This is a genomic window from Kitasatospora sp. NPDC127060 (assembly GCF_042724935.1).
In the GTDB taxonomy this organism is placed as follows: Bacteria; Actinomycetota; Actinomycetes; order Streptomycetales; family Streptomycetaceae; genus Kitasatospora.
In genome coordinates this window covers 14009-30801 of sequence record NZ_JBHXEG010000097.1, presented here as the reverse complement: position 1 = coordinate 30801, position 16793 = coordinate 14009, and the positions used below count along the sequence as shown (strand labels likewise).

Genomic DNA, 16793 nt, shown 5'->3' with positions numbered 1-16793 from the left:
GAGCACCCACCCCCGGAACCGCCCCCGCAACCACCCACCCTCCCGAAAGCCCACCCCCACCCCCCAGCCCCGCGCAGCGACCCCCCACACCACCGACAATGGACCCATGCCGGGAGCAAACATCACCATCCCCACCCACCTCACCACCACCATCACCGCCACCCACGGCACCCAAGGCCACCAGTGGCTCACCGCTCTGCCGACCGCGGTCACCACCCACCTGGCCCGCTGGAACCTCACCCTCGAACGCACCCTGGACCCGGGCGGCAGCCTGAGCCTGATCGCGTACGTCCACCGCGACGACCTCTCCCCCGCCGTCCTCAAGGTCGGCCTGGTCACCTCCGAGACCGCCCACGAGCACACCGCCCTGACCCACTGGGCCGGCCGCGGCGCCGTGCTCCTGCTGGACGCCGACCCCGCCGAGGGCGTCCTCCTGCTGGAGCGCCTGCACGGATCGATCCCACTGCGCTCCCTCGCCGAGCCCAAGGCCATGCTGGAGGCCACCAGCCTGCTGCACCGCCTCTGGGTGGCGCCGCCCGCCGGAGCCGCCCTGCCCACCCCCGCCGACCGGATCGCGGACACCGCCGCCCGCCTCGAAGCCCACCGCACCCACCCCGTCGCCGCCGCCGCACTGCCCCTCGCCGACGAGGCCCTGACCACCGCCGGAGCCCTGGTCGGCGACGCGGGCGAAACCTTCCTGCTGCACGGTGACTTCCACCACGGCAACGTCCTCGCCGCCGACCGAGCCCCCTGGCTGGCGATCGATCCCCGCCCGCTGACCGGCGAACGCGCCTACGACCTGGCCCGGCTCGCCCTGGACCGCGCGGACACCCTGATCGGCTCCCCCGGTGCCCCCGCCGCGGTCCGCCGCCGACTCCACCAACTCGCCGAGGCCCTCGACGTCGACCGGGACCGCCTGCGCGGCTGGACCCTCTTCCGCGCCGTCGACCTGGCCCTGCGCGCCCTGACCACCGGCCACCACGAAGACGCCGAACTCCACCTGGAGTTCGCCGGCTACCTCTCCGCCTAGGCCCTGCCCCCCGAACCTCCGCCCAGGCCCTGCCCCCCGCACCTCCGCCCAGGCCCTGCCCCCCGAACCTCCGCCCAGGCCCTCACGCCGTGCCCGGGTCCCCGAGCCGCCGTCCAGCTAGGTCCTGTCCCCGAGCCGCCGCAACGGCAGCCCCGCCCCCATCACCGCGTACAGCCGGTCCGTGGCCGGGAACCGCACCGCACGGGCCAGGTCCTGGTACCCCAGCGCCCGGTAGAGCCGCCGGGCCGGCGTCTCCGCGTCGATCGCCGACAGGATGCTGCGCTCCAGTCCCGACCCCTCGCACAGCAGCCGGATCAACCGCGACCCCACGCCCTGCCCCTGGTACTCCGGCAGCACGTGCAGCTCGGTGACCGCGAACACGCCGTCCAGCCAGTCCCCGTACCCCCGGGAGGTCAGGTACGGCTCGATGACGGTGCTCCACCAGTGCTCCCGCTGGTTCGGCATCCCGTACCCGAACCCGACCAGCCGCCCCCCGCTCATCGCCCCGAACGCGATCACCCCGGGCTGGAGGGCGTGCCGCCCCACGATGTGCAGCCGTACCGCGACCTCCTCGGGCGTGAGCCCGAACGCCACCGCCTGGACCTCCAGCGCCTGCGGCGCCCAGGCCGCGAGGTCGATGGCCTCGATCGTCACCCCGGTCAGCTGATCCATGCTCCGGACGTTACTACCAGCCGCCCCGTGGCGCGGCCGAAGATCGGAACCCAACAACCGGCGAAACAGCGGCGAACCGCACCACAACGCGACCCCACCCCCGGGCGGGCTCAGAAGAGCACGCTCATGAACGCCCCGACCTCCCGGAACCCCACCCGCCGGTAGGCCGCCCGGGCCCGCAGGTTGAAGTCGTTGACGTACAGCGAGACCACCGGCGCGACCTCCCGCAGCGCGACCTCCAGCACCGCCGCCATCCCGGTCTCGGACAGTCCCTGCCCCCGGTACTCCGGCGCCACCCAGACCCCCTGGATCTGGCAGGCCCCCTGGGTCACCGCCCCGACCTCGGCCTTGAAGACCACCTGCCCGTCCTCGGCGAAGCGCGCGAACGCCCGTCCGCTGGTGACGAGTTCGGCCACCCGGGCCTGGTAGAGCAGCCCGCCGTCCCCGGCCAGCGGCGAGACCCCGACCTCCTCGGTGAACATCGCCACGCAGGCGGGCATCAGCGCCTCCACCTCGCTGCGCCACACCCTCCGCACCAGCGGATCGGGCGCGATCTCCGCCGACGGCGAGGAGGTCGCCAACAGCGGCTGGTGGCCCCGGACTTCACGCGCCGGTCCCCAACTCCGCTCCAGCAGTGCCCAGAAGGCGGCGGTCGAGGCGGCCGGTCCGACGATCGAGGAGCAGCGCCGCCCCTGCCGCCGGGCCCGCTCCGCGAAGGCCGCGACGGCCTGCGGCCCGGCGTTGACCAGGACGAGGTTCGCCCCGGCGTAGCAGAGGGCGTCGAGCACGCCGTCCCCGTCGTACCAGCCCCACATCTCCCCACCGAGCCGCCACGGGTCCAGCCCGACGGCCTCGACCCGGGTGGCCACGAAGGCGTTGGCGACCGGGTCGCGGTGCAGGATCTCCAGGGCGTCCGCGAGGTCGGGCGGCTCCAGCACACGGGTGGTGGCCAGTGCCCGGGCGGCCTGGAAGGAGCTGGGGAGCATCACACCTCGATCGATCATCGAGACAGCACCTCACTGAGACGACTCTGGCCGCACCCTACTCCGTGGCCCCACCCGGCTACGGCCGCGGGGCCGTCCGCGAACGGACGGCCCCGCCTCCGGAAGACTTCACTGCGGTCCTGTGCGGACCGCCCGGCGGTCAGGGTCACCCGCGGTCGCCCCGCGCCGTGACCGCCCCGCGGTCACTCCGCGGCGACAACGGTCGGCGAACCGGCCTCGACGCCCTCCTCCTGCATCTGCTCGGCGAGCTTGAGCGCCTCCTCGATCAGGGTCTCGACGATCTTCGACTCGGGAACGGTCTTGATCACCTGCCCCTTGACGAAGATCTGCCCCTTGCCGTTGCCGGAGGCGACCCCGAGGTCAGCCTCGCGGGCCTCGCCCGGCCCGTTCACCACGCAGCCCATGACGGCGACCCGCAGCGGCACCTCCATGCCCTCCAGCCCGGCGGTGACCTCCTCCGCGAGCTTGTAGACGTCGACCTGGGCGCGGCCGCAGGACGGGCAGGAGACGATCTCCAGCCCGCGCTGGCGCAGCCCGAGCGACTCCAGGATCTGGTTGCCGACCTTGATCTCCTCGGCCGGCGGGGCCGACAGCGAGACCCGGATGGTGTCGCCGATGCCCTCGGCGAGCAGCGCGCCGAAGGCGACCGCGGACTTGATGGTGCCCTGGAAGGCCGGACCGGCCTCGGTGACGCCCAGGTGCAGCGGGTAGTCACAGGCGGCGGCGAGCTGGCGGTAGGCCTGGATCATCACGACCGGGTCGTTGTGCTTGACCGAGATCTTGATGTCGCGGAAGTCGTGCTCCTCGAACAGCGAGCACTCCCACAGCGCGGACTCGACGAGCGCCTCCGGGGTGGCCTTGCCGTACTTCTCCAGCAGCCGCTTGTCGAGCGAGCCGGCGTTGACGCCGATCCGGATCGGCACCCCGGCGTCCTTGGCGGCCTTGGCGATCTCGCCCACCTTGTCGTCGAAGGCCTTGATGTTGCCGGGGTTGACGCGCACGGCGGCACAGCCGGCGTCGATCGCGGCGAAGACGTACTTCGGCTGGAAGTGGATGTCGGCGATGACCGGGATCTGCGACTTCTTGGCGATGATCGGCAGCGCGTCGGCGTCGTCCTGGGAGGGGACGGCGACCCGGACGATCTGGCAGCCGGACGCGGTGAGCTGGGCGATCTGCTGCAGCGTGGCGTTGATGTCCGAGGTGACCGTGGTGGTCATGGACTGGACCGAGACGGGGGCGTCGCCGCCGACCGGCACGTTGCCGACCATGATCTGCCGGGAGTAGCGGCGCTTGGCGAGCGGCTTGAGCGGCAGGGACGGAATACCGAGCGAGATCGCGGTCATGTGCGCAGGGTTCCCCGGGGTAGAGGTGTGGTCGACCGCCCGGCCGTTGGGACGGCCGAGGCCGGGCGCGCGGACTATCGCGCACCCGGCCTCCACGGTACGGCACGGTCCGGGCGCCCAGCACACCCGCCGTACCCGAACGCGCTAGCCGATCTTCACCGGGTTCACCAGGTCGGCCACCATCACCAGCAGGGTGAATCCGATGAAGATACTGGCCACGACGTACGCGACCGGCATCAGCTTGGCGACGTCGAAGGGGCCCGGATCGGGCCGCCGGAACAGTTGTGCGAAGCGGCGCCGGACCGACTCCCAGACCGCGCCGGCGATGTGGCCGCCGTCCAGCGGCAGCAGCGGCAGCATGTTGAACAGGAAGAGCGACAGGTTGATGCCGGCCAGCAGGTTCACGAAGATCGCGATCCGCTGGGTGGCCGACTCGTGCAGCGAGAACACCTCGCCGCTGACCCGGGCGGCGCCGACCATGCCGATCGGCGAGTCCGGGTCGCGCGGGGCGTCGCCCACGACGGCGTTCCACAGGCCGGGGATCTTGCCGGGCAGCGCGGCCAGCGACTTCACCCCGTTCTCGGCCATGTCGTACATCCGGTCGACCGACTGCCCGAAGCCGAGCTGGACGGTGTCGCTCTTCGGGGTGAAGCCGAGGAACCCGGCCTGGACGGTCTGGCCCTTCACCGGCACGCCGTTCCCGTCGTACTTCTGCACGTCGTTGACGGCGATGGTGGGCGTGAAGGTGAGCTGCTGACCGCCGCGCTCCACCACGATCGCCACCTGCTTGCCGGCCGACTTCCGGATGTCCGCCTGGAGCTGGTCGTAGTCGCGGATCCGGTCGCCGTCGAAGGAGAGCACCTTGTCGCCCTGGCGCAGGCCCACCTCGTTGGCCGGGGTCTTGGGCGCGTCCGCGGGGCAGGTGTCGGTGGGCTGCCCGGCCTTGACCACGCACTGGGCGACCGAGCCGATGGTCGGCACCGCCATGGAGACGCCGAAGCCCATCATCACCGTCAGGAACAGCCCGAACGCCAGGATCAGGTTCATGAACGGCCCGGCGAACATGACGATGACCCGCTTCCAGGGCTTGCGGGTGTAGAACAGCCGGTTCTCGTCACCCTCCTGGAGCTCCTCGTAGGAGGCCTCACGGGCGTCCTCGATCATGGTCCGCCAGGGCGAGCTGCTCCGCTTGGTGATCCGGCCGTCCTCGCCCGGCGGAAACATCCCGATCATCCGGATGTACCCGCCGAACGGGATCGCCTTGAAGCCGTACTCGGTCTCACCCTTCCGGCGCGACCAGATGGTCGGCCCGAAGCCGACCATGTACTGCGGCACCCGGATGCCGAACAGCTTGGCCGTGGAGAGGTGGCCGAGCTCGTGCCAGGCGATCGAGATGAGCAGCCCGACCACGAAGACCAGGATGCCTACCACCGTCAAAACCGTTGCCACCGCTGGCCCTCCGTCATGCCGCTCCGCTCATCGTCTCGTCGTACCGCGATCCGTGCCGTGCCACGATCGGTGTCCCGCCGGGCACCGCCGCCGGAGTCGGCGCCGTCAGCCCGCCGCCAGCTCGCGGGCCCGGGCGCGCGCCCAGTCCTCCGCGTGCAGGACGTCCTCGACGGTCAGGGAAGTTCCCGACCCGGCCACCCGGCCGTCGGACTGTCCGTGCTCGGCGACGACCTTGGCAACAGTGTCCACGATCCCGGTGAAGGCGAGGCGACCCTTCAGGAAGGCCTCCACGCACTCCTCGTTCGCGGCATTGAACACCGCCGGCGCCGTTCCGCCCAGAGTGCCCACCTCACGGGCCAGCTCCACGGCCGGGAACGCCTCGTTGTCCAGCGGGAAGAACTCCCAGGTCGCGGCCTTGGTCCAGTCGCATCCGGGGGCCGCCTCCGGCACCCGGTCCGGCCAGCCCAGACCGAGCGCGATCGGCATCCGCATGTCCGGCGGGCTGGCCTGCGCCAGCGTCGAACCGTCGGTGAACTCCACCATCGAGTGCACGACCGACTGCGGATGGACGACGACCTCGATCCGCTCGAAGGGCACGTCGTAGAGCAGGTGCGCCTCGATCACCTCCAGGCCCTTGTTGACCAGGGTCGCCGAGTTGATCGTCACCACCGGGCCCATCGCCCAGGTCGGGTGCGCCAGCGCGTCCTGCGGGGTCACCCCGGCCAGCTGCTCCCGGGTACGGGTCCGGAACGGGCCGCCGCTCGCCGTCACCACCAGCTTGCGGACCTCCGCCCGAGTGCCGCCGGCCAGCGCCTGGAACAGCGCCGCGTGCTCGGAGTCCACCGGCACGATCTGGCCCGGCTTCGCCACCGCCTTCACCAGCGGGCCGCCGACGATCAGCGACTCCTTGTTCGCCAGCACCAGCACCCGGCCCGCCCGCAGCGCGGCCAGCGTCGGCCGCAGGCCGATCGAACCGGTGATGCCGTTCAGCACCGAGTGGCACTCCATCGCGGCCAGCTCGGTCGCCGCGTCCGGCCCCACCAGCACGGCCGGCAGCGGACGCCCCGCCGCCCCCGCCGCCAGCGCCTCGCGCAGCGCCGGCTCGGCCGCCGGATCGGCCACCGCCACGGTGTGCACGCCCAGCCGCAGCGCCTGCTCGGCCAGCAGCTCCACCCGGCCGCCGGCCGCCGACAGGGCGACCACCCGGAACCGGTCCGGGTTGCGGAGCACCACGTCGATGGCCTGGGTTCCGATCGAACCGGTGGAACCGAGGATCACCAGCTCCCGGGGGCCGGAGGGGTCCGCCACGGTGGGCGTGAAACGCAGCTGCGGGTGGGCGAGCGAAGTCATGCGCCCATTGTGTCCTGTCCGAGACCTTGCCCAGGACGACCACCGCCCCCTCGGGCTACCGTCGGACCCATGCGTACCGTCATCGCCGGAGGCCACGGACAGATCGCGCTGAGGCTCGAACGGCTGCTCGCCTACCGCGGCGACCGACCCGCCGGGATCATCCGCCGCCCCGAACACGCCCAGGACCTGGTCGCCGTCGGTGCCGAGCCGCTGCTGCTCGACCTGGAATCCGCCACCGCCCCGCAGCTCGCCGCCCTGCTCACCGACACCGACGCCGTGGTCTTCGCCGCCGGCGCCGGCCCGGGCAGCGGCGCCGCCCGCAAGAACACCGTCGACCGCGACGCGGCCGTCCTGCTCGCCGACGCCGCCGAACTGGCCGGGGTCCGGCGCTACCTGATGGTCTCCTCGATGGGCGCCGACGCCACCGCCCGGTACCCGGCCGACGAGGTCTTCGAGACCTACCTGCGGGCCAAGGGCGCCGCCGACGACGCCGTCCGCGCCCGCACCTCACTCGACTGGACGGTGCTGCGCCCCGGGCGGCTCACCGACGGCCCCGGCACCGGCCTGGTCCGGCTCGCCCCCTCCACCGGCCCCGGCGCGGTCGACCGGGCCGACGTGGCCGTCGTCCTGGCCGCCCTGCTGCGCGAGCCCGGCACCGCCGGGCAGACCCTGGAGCTGGTCGCCGGCAACGCCACCGTCGCGGAGGCCGTCGCCGCCGTGGCCGGGCACGACGGCTGAACCCACGCCGGAGGGCCCGGTCCGTGGCGGACGCTGCTGGTTGATACGGGTCCCGTTCACTTCGCCCCGCCGACCGGTTGGTCGGCGGGGCGAAGTGCTGCGAAGTGGCTGGTGCGGGTCCGGGTCTGGGCTCGGGGCGTGTCGGTGAGGTGGGCGTCGATGCGGGCGAGGTTGATCGCGGCGCCGGTGAGCTGGTGCTGGAGTCCGGTCTTCGCAAGGCCTTGGTAACGGGATCTGCGCAGGCCGCAGCGCTGGACGCCTCGGGCGATGGTGCCCTCGACCCCGGCGCGGATCTTGTAGCGGTCCTTCCAAGCGTCGGTCTGCTGCTCGGCTCCGGCCGCGCGGACGGCCTCGTGTTCGTCGCGCTGTCGCAGGGTGAGTTCACGGCGCTGGGCGGTGGGTGAGTCGACGCAATCAATCGCGCAGGTGGGGGGAGGGACGGCAGTCACCCGGGCTGAAGCGGATCCGGATCGCCAGGCTTCCCTTCGGGAACGCCGCCCGCGCCACCCGCACCGTCCCCGTCGACAGCTCGCCCGGCCCACCCGCACGCATCGACACCACGCCCCCACAACGACGAACGCCGGTCTCCGGGACAAGTCCCGGAGACCGGCGTCACTCAGCGCAGCCGATCAGTCACACTCGCCGACGGCGTCCGTGGCGGACCGGGCCCTCCGGCGATCGGACGCTCTGAGATCTCAGCGGTTTCAGAGGTCGAGACCGGTCAGGACCATGACCTTCTCGACGGTGTAGTCGTCCATCGCGTACTTGACGCCCTCACGGCCGACACCCGAGTCCTTGACGCCGCCGTACGGCATCTGGTCGGCCCGGTAGGACGGCGCGTCGCCGATGATCACACCGCCGACCTCCAGCTCCCGGTGGGCCCGGAAGGCCGTCTGCAGGTCGTGGGTGAACACGCCCGCCTGCAGGCCGAACGGCGAGTCGTTGACGGCCGCGAAGGCCTCGTCCACGCCCTCCACCCGGTGCAGCGACAGCACCGGACCGAACACCTCGGCCTTGGCGAGGATCGCGTCGGCGGGCAGCTCGGCCAGCACGGTCGGCGCGTAGGTCGCGCCCTCGCGGGTCCCGCCGGCGAGCACCTTGGCGCCCTTGGCGACCGCGTCGTCCACCCAGGACTCCACCCGCTTCGCGGCGTTCTCGTCGACCAGCGGGCCGACGTCCGTCGCGTCGTCGTTCGGGTCACCGGTGACCTGCGCGCCGACCTTGGCCACGACCTTCTCCACCAGCGCGTCGTACACCGACGCGTCGGCGATCACCCGCTGCACCGAGATGCAGGACTGGCCGCCCTGGTAGTTGGCGAACATCGCGATCCGGGTCGCCGCCCAGTCCAGGTCGGCCTCCGAGGACCAGTCGGCGAGCACCACGGCCGCGGCGTTGCCGCCCAGCTCCAGGGTGGTGTGCTTGCGCGGCACCGAGTCCATGATCTGGTAGCCGACCTTGTCCGAACCGGTGAAGGAGATCACCGGCACCCGGGCGTCCTGCACCAGGGCCGGCATCCGGTCGTTCGGCACGGTCAGGATCGACCAGGAGCCGGCCGGCAGGTCCGTCTCGGCCAGGATCTCGCCCAGCACCATCGCCGACAGCGGGGTCGCCGGAGCCGGCTTGAGGATGATCGGGGCGCCGACCGCGATCGCCGGGGCGACCTTGTGGGCGACCAGGTTCAGCGGGAAGTTGAACGGAGCGATCCCCAGCACCACACCGCGCGGGAAGCGGCGCACCACCGCGAAACGGCCCACGCCGCCCGGGTCGGTGTCCAGCCGCATCGTCTCGCCGTTGGTGCGGCGCGCCTCCTCGGCGGCCCAGCGGAAGACCGACACCGCGCGGCCGACCTCACCGCGGGCCCACTTGATCGGCTTGCCGTTCTCGGCGGTGATCAGCTGGGCGAGCTCCTCGGTGCGCTCCGCCAGCCGCTTGGCCACGTGGTCCAGGGCGGCGGCCCGCTGGTGCGCCGGGGTGGCGGCGAACACCGGCAGCGCGGCCACGGCGGCGTCCAGCGCCTCCTCGACCTGGGCCTCGGTCGGAACGCTGACCTTGCCGACCAGACGGCCGTCCCAGCTGTTGTGCACCTCGAAGGCGGCGTCGCCGCTCGCCCGGCGGCCGGCGAGCCAGAAATCGTACGTGGTGGTCACCGTGGTACCGGCCCTCTCCTCGTCGTCGTACGGCCCACGGGCGTGGGACCCGAACCCGAGGGTAGGTGCGACGGCGGGCCGACCGGATTGGCCGACCAGGAGTGTTCCGGCCCGGAGCCACTCCACCGCGTCCAGCGGGCGCCTACTCCTCACCCGAGCGCAGCGCCAGCCACAGCTCCATCCGCACGTCCGTGTCGTCCAGCGACCGGCCCAGCAGCTCCTCGACCCGGCGCATCCGGTAGCGCAGCGTGTGCCGGTGCACCCCGAGGTCCGCCGCCGCCGCGTCCCACTGCCCGTGCCGCGACAACCACGCCCGCAACGAGGCCACCAGGTCACCGCGGGCCGTCCGGTCGTGCTCGCGCAACGGCCGCAGCAGCCCCTCCGCGAACGCCGTCACCGCTTCCTCCCCGAGCAGCGGCAGCAGCGACCCCGCGCCGACCTCCTCGTGGTCCACCGAGCGGCGGCCACCGCGCAGCGCCACCGCCAACGCCCGCTCCGCCTGGGCGTACGCCGTACCGGCCTCCTCCAGCGCGGCCGGCGCCGACACGCCCAGCGACAGGCCCTCGTGCTCCTCCACCACGCCCAGACAGGCCCGGTGCACCGCCCCGTTGTCCGGCGCCAGCACCATCAGCCGCGGCCCGTGCGCGCCCTCCTCCCGCGCCACCAGCAGCTTCTCGCCCACCCGGGCACCCGCCTGCTCGGCCCGGTCCCCCAGCTCCACCAGCGCCTCCGCGGCATCCGCGTTCGGCCCGGCCCCGGCCACCAGGACCCGTATCGTCCCCTCCGGCATCCCGCCGAACAGCCCCACCGCCACCTGCCGGGCCGTCGCCACCTCACCCGCCAGCACCATCCGCAGCAGCGCCGCGCCCATCCGCTCCTCGGCCTGCCGCAGCTCGCGCGAGCGCTCCAGGGTGAGGGTCAGCAGTGCCACCGCCGCGTTCAGCACGTACCGCTCGGTCGGCGTGATCCGGTCCTCGGTGCCGACCGCCAGGAAACCCCGGGCCCGCCGGTCCGCCCCCAGCGACTGGACCACCACGTAGTCCTCGTCCGCCGTGTCTATCCCCGGCGACCGCCCCTGCAGGGCCGCACTCGACGGCGCCGGCCGCCGGCGCAGCCGGTCCACCTCCGCCGCCAGCCGCCCCGCGCGCCGCGCCGCCCAGTCCGGCGCCACCACCGACAGCGCACCCGACCCGTCGTACAGCGCCGCCCAACCCCCCAGCCGGGCCGCCAGCCGACGCACCACGGCCGTCGTGCCGTCCTTGCCCAGCGCCGCCCGGGTCAGCTCCTCCTGCGCCTCGAAACTGGTCGTCACCGCCTCGTACTGCTCCGCGGCCAGCGCCGCCGACACCACCTTGCTGATCGCGATGAACGGCGTCGGCTCCGGCACCCGCAGCAACGGCAGCCCCCGCTGCTGCGCCGCGTCCACCAGCGGCTGCGGCACCTCGGTGTGCGACAGCCCCACCCCCAGCCCCAGCCCGACCACCCCGGCATCGGCCAGCCGGTGCACGTACGCCTGCAGCTGCGCCGCCGTACGGCCCAGCTTGATACCGGTGGTGAGCAGCAGCTCGCCACCCTCCAGGAACGGCGTCGGGTCGTCCAGCTCACTGGTGTGCACCCAGCGGACCGGCCGCTCCAGGTGGTCCGCACCGGCGAGCACCGTCAAGTGGAGCGAACTGTTGCGGACGACGGAGGCGAGTGTGGGGGGCATGGCACCTTCGAAGGGGGGGTCGACCTGACCGCGCCGTTGCGGCCGGGCGAGGAGAGGGCAGTGGGACTGGTGAGGGTCTCTCCCCTTCATTATGGACGCCCCGGACAACCGGCACGGCCGAATCCACCTCGAAGGCGACTTCCGGGCCCGCCCCGGCTCACCCCCGCAGGTCCACCAGCAACGGCGGCACCTGCTCCCCCGACACCGCCGTCAACGACACCACCGCGTGTCCGGCCGGCAGCGCGTGCGCCAGATCCGACGGCGACCACCGCAACCGCTCCACGTCCCGCGTCGTCACCGACTCCGTCTGCGCCGTCGTCCCCGACAAGGCCTTCCGCCCCAGCCGCCCGGCCCGCCGCATCACCCCGCCGGAGGTGTCGGGGGTGTGGGTCACCGCGGTCTCCTGCACCAGGTGCGTCCCCCAGGCCTCCGAGAACAGCCGGCCGTCCCAGGGCGCGATCCCGGGGAAGGCCACCCGGCAGCCCACCGCGCCGAACAGGGGCGCCCGCAGCGCCTCCGGAAGGTCCACCAGGGTGCGCAGCAGCAGCACCGCACCCGCGTTCGCCCCGCGCATCCGCTGCAGGCCCCGGACGGAGCCGGCGTCCAGCGCGGCCGAGGCGTCGTCCACCACCAGGCCCGCGAACAGCGAACGGTCCGCACGCGCCCCGGCCGCCTGCACGAACTGCCCCACCACCAGCCGGGACAGCATCCGGGCGGCCTCCGGGTGACTGCGCTCCGGCAGCTTCACCCGCACCCGCAGCGGATGGTCCAGCACCCGCATCGCGAACGGCGGACGGCCCGTCCCGTCCGTCGCGAACGCCCCCTCGAAGGCGGGCCGCTCCAGCAGCCCCAGCCGGTCCGCCAACAGCGACCCCGGATCGTCCGCCCGGCCGCGCTGCCGCTCCCGGTGGTCCAGGTCCCGCTCGTACGCGGCCAGCCGGCCCGCCACGCCCAGCGCCTTCACCAGCGCCGCCAGCGCGTCCGGATCACCGCCCAGCAGCGCCCGCAGCTCGCGCACCCCCGGGTAGCGGCCGTACGCGGCGTGGAACGGACCGACCACCTGCTGCAGCGCGGTCCGCGCGTTCTCCGCCCGCGCGGTCAGCTCGTCCGGCAGCAGCGCGTCGGCCAGCCGAGCCGCGGCCTCGTCCGGGTCCTGCGCCGCGCCGTAGAGGTCCAGCCCGTACACCGAGGCCGGGTCGCCGGGCGCGATCACCACGTCGTACCAGGCGTCCGGCCCGAGGTCGGCGTCCGAAGCCCCGACCACCACCGCGCACGCGGTCCCGGCCAGCGCCTGCAGGCACAGCGCCTCCGCCACCGGCCGGGCCAGCCGCGCCGTCTTCCCCGTCCCGGCCGGGCCGACCGCCAGCAGCGACGTGCCCAGCACCGCCGGGTCCAACGCGAAGTCCGCCGCCCGGTGGCTCAACGGGTTCTTCGGCACGTCCTGCGCCACACCGAGGCAGACCTGGCCGAGCAGGAGATCGTGCCGCCGCACCCGCCCCGGCAGCTCACGCGCCTCGGAGGGATGGGCGAAGGCCGCCGCGCCCCGGGCGGCCACCTGCTCGGTGAAGGCGGGCAGGAACACCGGATCCGCCTGCGCGGACTCCCAGGCCCGCTGGATCCGCACGTAGTCGACGTCGCCGACCGCCTCCCCGTCCAGCCGCGCCGCCGCCTCGACCGCCCCGCCCCGACGCAACCCGTCCCACGGACCCGGCCCGCGGGCCGCCTCCGCCGCCGGCCCGGCCTCCTCGGCCGGCTCCTCCTGGGTCACCGTCCGCGACAGCAGCGGGGCGACGTAGCGGCGCCAGACCTCGGGCCAGCGGCCCATGCGGCCGAAGACCTTGATGACCACGGCGAGAACCAGGACGTTGGCCACCAGCAGAGTGAACATGGCCTCCGCCTCGGAGGGCGAGGCGAGCGGTCCGATGCCCGCCTGTCCACCGAACCAGACGAGCACGTACATGAGGAGCTGCGTGCCGTAGAGGTACGCGAACCACCCCACCACCACGTTGAGCCCCGCCCGTAGCAGCAACGGCCAGGTCGGGACCCGGGCCGCCTCCGCGCGTTCCGGGTCGATGCGGCGGTAGCCGAGCCGGTAGACGCCCGGTTCGGCTTCGGGGCGCGGGGCGGTGGCCCAGGCGGCGAGGTCGAAGGCCCCGCCGGGTGCCGTGGCGGGCCGTTGGTGGGGCAGGGGGGTGGGGGGTCTGGTGGTGGTGTGTTCGACGTGGTGGTGTGACCCGTCCTGTGCCATGTACGGCCCCGCTCCCTCGCCCGCCCGGCCCGACCGCCGTCGGTGCCGCCATACCCATGCCGCCGTACCGGCGACACGCCCGCGCTCAGGGTAGTGGAGTGGGGTCTGCGGGTAGTCGTGGCGCCCGTGCTGGCCGTGCCGGACAAGTCGGACGGCGCAGTGCTACCGAGTGGCGCATGCCCGGTCGGGGAGGGCGGCCGTAGCCTGCGAAGCACCGAGCCGAGAAGTCTGGAGATACCCCATGAGCGCCGTAACGCCGCTCCCGCAGGAGCGCCGTCTGGTCACCGCGATCCCGGGTCCGAAGTCGCAGGAGCTGCAGGCCCGCAAGCTGGGTGCGGTGGCGGCCGGTGTCGGCACCACCCTGCCGGTGTACATCACCCGCGCCAACGGCGGCGTGCTGGAGGACGTGGACGGCAACTCGCTGATCGACTTCGGTTCCGGCATCGCCGTGACGAACGTCGGCAACAGCGCCGAGGCCGTGGTGGCCAAGGCGAGCGAGCAGCTGGCCGCCTTCACCCACACCTGTTTCATGGTGACCCCGTACGAGGGTTACGTGGCTGTCGCCGAGCAGCTGAACGAGCTGACCCCGGGTGACCACGAGAAGCGCACGGCGCTGTTCAACTCGGGCGCCGAGGCGGTCGAGAACGCGGTGAAGATCGCCCGCGCCTACACCAAGCGCACCGCCGTCGTGGTGTTCGACCACGGCTACCACGGCCGCACCAACCTGACCATGGGCCTGACGGCGAAGAACATGCCGTACAAGCAGGGCTTCGGTCCGTTCGCGCCGGAGATCCACCGGGTGCCGGTCGCCTACCCGTACCGCTGGCTGACGGGCGCGGAGAACTGCGCCGCCGAGGCCGCCGCGCAGGCGATCGACATCATCAACAAGCAGATCGGCGCGGAGAACGTCGCCGCGATCATCATCGAGCCGATCCAGGGCGAGGGCGGCTTCATCGAGCCGGCCAAGGGCTTCCTGCCGGCCATCGTGGAGTACGCGAAGGCGAACGGGATCGTGTTCGTCGCCGACGAGATCCAGACCGGTTTCTGCCGCACCGGCCAGTGGTTCGCGTGTGAGGACGAGGGCATCGTCCCTGACCTGATCACCACCGCCAAGGGCATCGCCGGCGGTCTGCCGCTGGCCGCGGTGACCGGTCGCGCCGAGATCATGGACGCCGCGCACGCGGGTGGCCTGGGCGGCACCTACGGCGGAAACCCGGTGGCGTGCGCCGCCGCGCTGGGCGCCATCGAGACCATGAAGGAGCAGGACCTCGTCGGCAAGGCGCAGCGGATCGGCGAGATCATGCTGGGCCGGCTGCGCTCGATGCAGGAGAAATTCGACATCATCGGTGAGGTCCGCGGCCGCGGCGCGATGGTCGCCGTCGAGCTGGTGAAGCCGGGCGGCAAGGAGGCGAACGCGGAGGTCACCGCGGCGATCGCCAAGGCGTGCCACGCCGAGGGCCTGGTCGTGCTGACCGCCGGCACCTACGGCAACGTGCTGCGCTTCCTGCCGCCGCTGGTCATGCCGGAGCACCTGCTGAACGAGGGCCTGGACATCCTGGAGGCCGCGTTCGCCGCCGTCTGAGCGGTGTCGTCCACCAGGTCGTGAACCCCCTCCGGAGGGATGTCCGGACAGCGCTGAACGGCCCGTGGGGACCTCTGGTCCGCACGGGCCGTTCGGTTTGGCCGAGGCCCGCCGGGGCCGGTTCGCACGGCCGTCCGGACGTCGGAGGCGGCGTCGGAGGCGGCGTCCGCAGACGGTCCCGGGCGGGGTGAAGATGATGTGCGGAATCGCTGGAGGCGCTCGGTGCGGAAGGGTGGTTGACGTAGTGTCATCGCAGATGGACAGCGAGCCTCAGCCATTGGCGGAGCCGTCCGCGGAGCCTCCCCGAGGGGTGGGTCCGCGAGGGCGCCGCGAGGACAACCAGGCCGTCCCGGAAGGGACGGCACACACCGAAGGCCGATCGACCGACCGTCCGACCCACACCCCCCGGGGCGCACGGAACGGCGATCATCAGAGCCGCCCCGGAGCTCTCCCCCCTGCTCCGGGGCGGCTGTCCGCTGTCCTGGTCCGGGTGGCCCGGTCGGTGGCGGTGCCGGTGGTGGCGGCCGTGGTGCTGCTGGCGGTGTCCTGGCAGGTGGCGGTGGACGGGCCGCTGCTCGGTCTGGACCGCTCGGTCCGCGCGGCCGTCCGGTCGTCCCACCGGGACCATCCGAGCGCCCTGCTGGACCAGCTGGGCCGGCTGCTGTCGGACCTGGGCGGCGGGGTCCCGGCCGTGCCGGTGCTGCTGGCGGCCGGCGGGCTGGCCGCCTGGTGGTGGCGCCGGGCGGGGGCGGCACGCTGGTGGCTGCCGTTGCCGGTGGCCGCGGCGACCGCGGTACTGATCCCGCTGCTGGTGGTCCCGGCGAAGGCGGCGTTCGCGCGGCCGGGCCCGCTCGGGGATCCGCTGGTACCGGGGCAGTGGGGCTGGTACCCGTCCGGGCACACCGCGACGGCGACGTTCTCGTACGGCGTGGCGGCGCTGCTGCTGGCGCGGGCGGCGGGGCGGTGGACGGCCCGGGGGCTGACCGCAGGCGCGGTGGCGCTGGCGCTCGGGGTGGGCGCGGGACTGGTGTGGAGCGATTACCACTGGGTGCTGGACGTGGTGGCCAGCTGGTGCCTGGCCACCCTGGTGCTGTGGGCGCTGGACCGGTGGTTTCCCCGGCCCGGCGACTGAGGGCCTCAGGCCCCGGTGGCGCCCTCCCCCGTGGCACCTTCCTCGGTGGCGCCCTCCTCCGGGGCGTCCTCCTCGTTGCGATGGACGAGGCCGGCCTCGCCGTTGTCGCGGTGCCATTCGACGACCAGCTCGTCGCGGGCGCCGAAGCGGACGAGGTGGCGGCCGACGACGTCCTCCAGGGTGGGCAGGTCCTCGCGCTCGCCCTCGACGGTGAGCAGCAGCGCGTCCGGCTGGGCCTCCAGGGTGGCGGTCCCGGCGCGGAAGACCAGGGTGCCGCGGCCGGTCTCCGGGGAGAAGGAGGTCTCGATCCGGCGGCTCATGTGGGCGGCGAGCTGCTTGGCGTAGCGGGCGGGGCGATCGGTGGCGACGCGGGCGGTGGAAACGGGCATG

13 protein-coding genes and 1 pseudogene are annotated in these 16793 nt (G+C 73.4%); 4 read left to right on the top strand and 10 right to left on the bottom strand.

Features of this window, described 5'->3' with window-relative positions; translation table 11 throughout:
• The first annotated feature begins 106 nt into the window (after nt 1-106).
• Complete coding sequence (locus ACFWIS_RS35395; RefSeq protein WP_380461482.1) at nt 107-1030, top strand: aminoglycoside phosphotransferase family protein; 924 nt, start codon at nt 107-109, stop codon at nt 1028-1030.
• A 117-nt stretch (nt 1031-1147) separates the two neighbouring features.
• Here the strand turns inward: ACFWIS_RS35395 and ACFWIS_RS35390 are convergent, their stop codons facing one another.
• From ACFWIS_RS35390 to dxr, 5 genes are all read right to left on the bottom strand, one after another.
• Nucleotides 1148-1702 (bottom strand): GNAT family N-acetyltransferase, encoded by a 555-nt coding sequence (locus ACFWIS_RS35390; protein ID WP_380461481.1) that lies wholly within the window; start codon nt 1700-1702, stop codon nt 1148-1150.
• 110 nt (nt 1703-1812) lie between these two features.
• A complete protein-coding gene (locus ACFWIS_RS35385) occupies nt 1813-2688 on the bottom strand; it encodes a GNAT family N-acetyltransferase (protein ID WP_380461484.1) in 876 nt (291 codons plus the stop codon).
• 200 nt (nt 2689-2888) lie between these two features.
• Nucleotides 2889-4049 carry a flavodoxin-dependent (E)-4-hydroxy-3-methylbut-2-enyl-diphosphate synthase gene (gene ispG, locus ACFWIS_RS35380; RefSeq protein ID WP_030290407.1) on the bottom strand — a complete coding sequence of 387 codons (1161 nt, stop codon included), beginning with the start codon at nt 4047-4049 and terminating at the stop codon, nt 2889-2891.
• A gap of 144 nt (nt 4050-4193) precedes the next feature.
• Complete coding sequence (locus ACFWIS_RS35375; RefSeq protein ID WP_380461480.1) at nt 4194-5498, bottom strand: M50 family metallopeptidase; 1305 nt, start codon at nt 5496-5498, stop codon at nt 4194-4196.
• A gap of 105 nt (nt 5499-5603) precedes the next feature.
• Nucleotides 5604-6848 carry a 1-deoxy-D-xylulose-5-phosphate reductoisomerase gene (dxr, locus tag ACFWIS_RS35370; RefSeq protein WP_380461479.1) on the bottom strand — a complete coding sequence of 415 codons (1245 nt, stop codon included), beginning with the start codon at nt 6846-6848 and terminating at the stop codon, nt 5604-5606.
• A 69-nt stretch (nt 6849-6917) separates the two neighbouring features.
• On the opposite strand from dxr, the gene ACFWIS_RS35365 reads away from it, so the two are divergent.
• Nucleotides 6918-7586, top strand: a complete 669-nt coding sequence (locus ACFWIS_RS35365) for an NAD(P)H-binding protein (RefSeq protein ID WP_380461478.1) — start codon at nt 6918-6920, stop codon at nt 7584-7586.
• 56 nt (nt 7587-7642) lie between these two features.
• Here the strand turns inward: ACFWIS_RS35365 and ACFWIS_RS35360 are convergent.
• From ACFWIS_RS35360 to ACFWIS_RS35345, 4 genes and pseudogenes are all read right to left on the bottom strand, one after another.
• Nucleotides 7643-8072: pseudogene (locus ACFWIS_RS35360) on the bottom strand (transposase); the annotation flags it as partial.
• A gap of 218 nt (nt 8073-8290) precedes the next feature.
• Nucleotides 8291-9733: an aldehyde dehydrogenase family protein gene (locus ACFWIS_RS35355; protein ID WP_380461477.1), complete on the bottom strand. Its 1443-nt coding sequence runs from the start codon at nt 9731-9733 to the stop codon at nt 8291-8293.
• A gap of 142 nt (nt 9734-9875) precedes the next feature.
• Nucleotides 9876-11441 (bottom strand): PucR family transcriptional regulator, encoded by a 1566-nt coding sequence (locus ACFWIS_RS35350; RefSeq protein ID WP_380461476.1) that lies wholly within the window; start codon nt 11439-11441, stop codon nt 9876-9878.
• 157 nt (nt 11442-11598) lie between these two features.
• Complete coding sequence (locus ACFWIS_RS35345) at nt 11599-13689, bottom strand: ATP-binding protein (RefSeq protein WP_380461475.1); 2091 nt, start codon at nt 13687-13689, stop codon at nt 11599-11601.
• Nucleotides 13690-13930: 241 nt separating this feature from the next.
• Here ACFWIS_RS35345 and gabT point away from each other — a divergent pair, with 241 nt between their 5' ends.
• Both gabT and ACFWIS_RS35335 read left to right on the top strand, forming a co-directional pair.
• A complete protein-coding gene (gene gabT, locus ACFWIS_RS35340) occupies nt 13931-15271 on the top strand; it encodes a 4-aminobutyrate--2-oxoglutarate transaminase (protein WP_380461474.1) in 1341 nt (446 codons plus the stop codon).
• 490 nt (nt 15272-15761) lie between these two features.
• Nucleotides 15762-16403 (top strand): phosphatase PAP2 family protein, encoded by a 642-nt coding sequence (locus ACFWIS_RS35335; protein WP_380461473.1) that lies wholly within the window; start codon nt 15762-15764, stop codon nt 16401-16403.
• A 5-nt stretch (nt 16404-16408) separates the two neighbouring features.
• Here ACFWIS_RS35335 and ACFWIS_RS35330 read toward each other — a convergent pair whose 3' ends face one another.
• On the bottom strand, nt 16409-16792 hold the full coding sequence (locus ACFWIS_RS35330) for a DUF2218 domain-containing protein (protein WP_380461472.1): 384 nt from the start codon (nt 16790-16792) through the stop codon (nt 16409-16411).
• Nucleotide 16793 lies beyond the last annotated feature (1 nt).

Bases quoted from the DNA above. Each gene is read 5' to 3' on its own strand.
- ACFWIS_RS35395 (WP_380461482.1), top strand. From the start codon at position 107: ATGCCGGGAGCAAACATCACCATCCCCACCCACCTCACCACCACCATC.
- ACFWIS_RS35390 (WP_380461481.1), bottom strand. From the start codon at position 1,702: ATGGATCAGCTGACCGGGGTGACGATCGAGGCCATCGACCTCGCGGCC.
- ACFWIS_RS35385 (WP_380461484.1), bottom strand. From the start codon at position 2,688: ATGCTCCCCAGCTCCTTCCAGGCCGCCCGGGCACTGGCCACCACCCGT.
- ispG (WP_030290407.1), bottom strand. From the start codon at position 4,049: ATGACCGCGATCTCGCTCGGTATTCCGTCCCTGCCGCTCAAGCCGCTC.
- dxr (WP_380461479.1), bottom strand. From the start codon at position 6,848: ATGACTTCGCTCGCCCACCCGCAGCTGCGTTTCACGCCCACCGTGGCG.
- ACFWIS_RS35365 (WP_380461478.1), top strand. From the start codon at position 6,918: ATGCGTACCGTCATCGCCGGAGGCCACGGACAGATCGCGCTGAGGCTC.
- ACFWIS_RS35350 (WP_380461476.1), bottom strand. From the start codon at position 11,441: ATGCCCCCCACACTCGCCTCCGTCGTCCGCAACAGTTCGCTCCACTTG.
- ACFWIS_RS35345 (WP_380461475.1), bottom strand. From the start codon at position 13,689: ATGGCACAGGACGGGTCACACCACCACGTCGAACACACCACCACCAGA.
- gabT (WP_380461474.1), top strand. From the start codon at position 13,931: ATGAGCGCCGTAACGCCGCTCCCGCAGGAGCGCCGTCTGGTCACCGCG.
- ACFWIS_RS35330 (WP_380461472.1), bottom strand. From the start codon at position 16,792: ATGCCCGTTTCCACCGCCCGCGTCGCCACCGATCGCCCCGCCCGCTAC.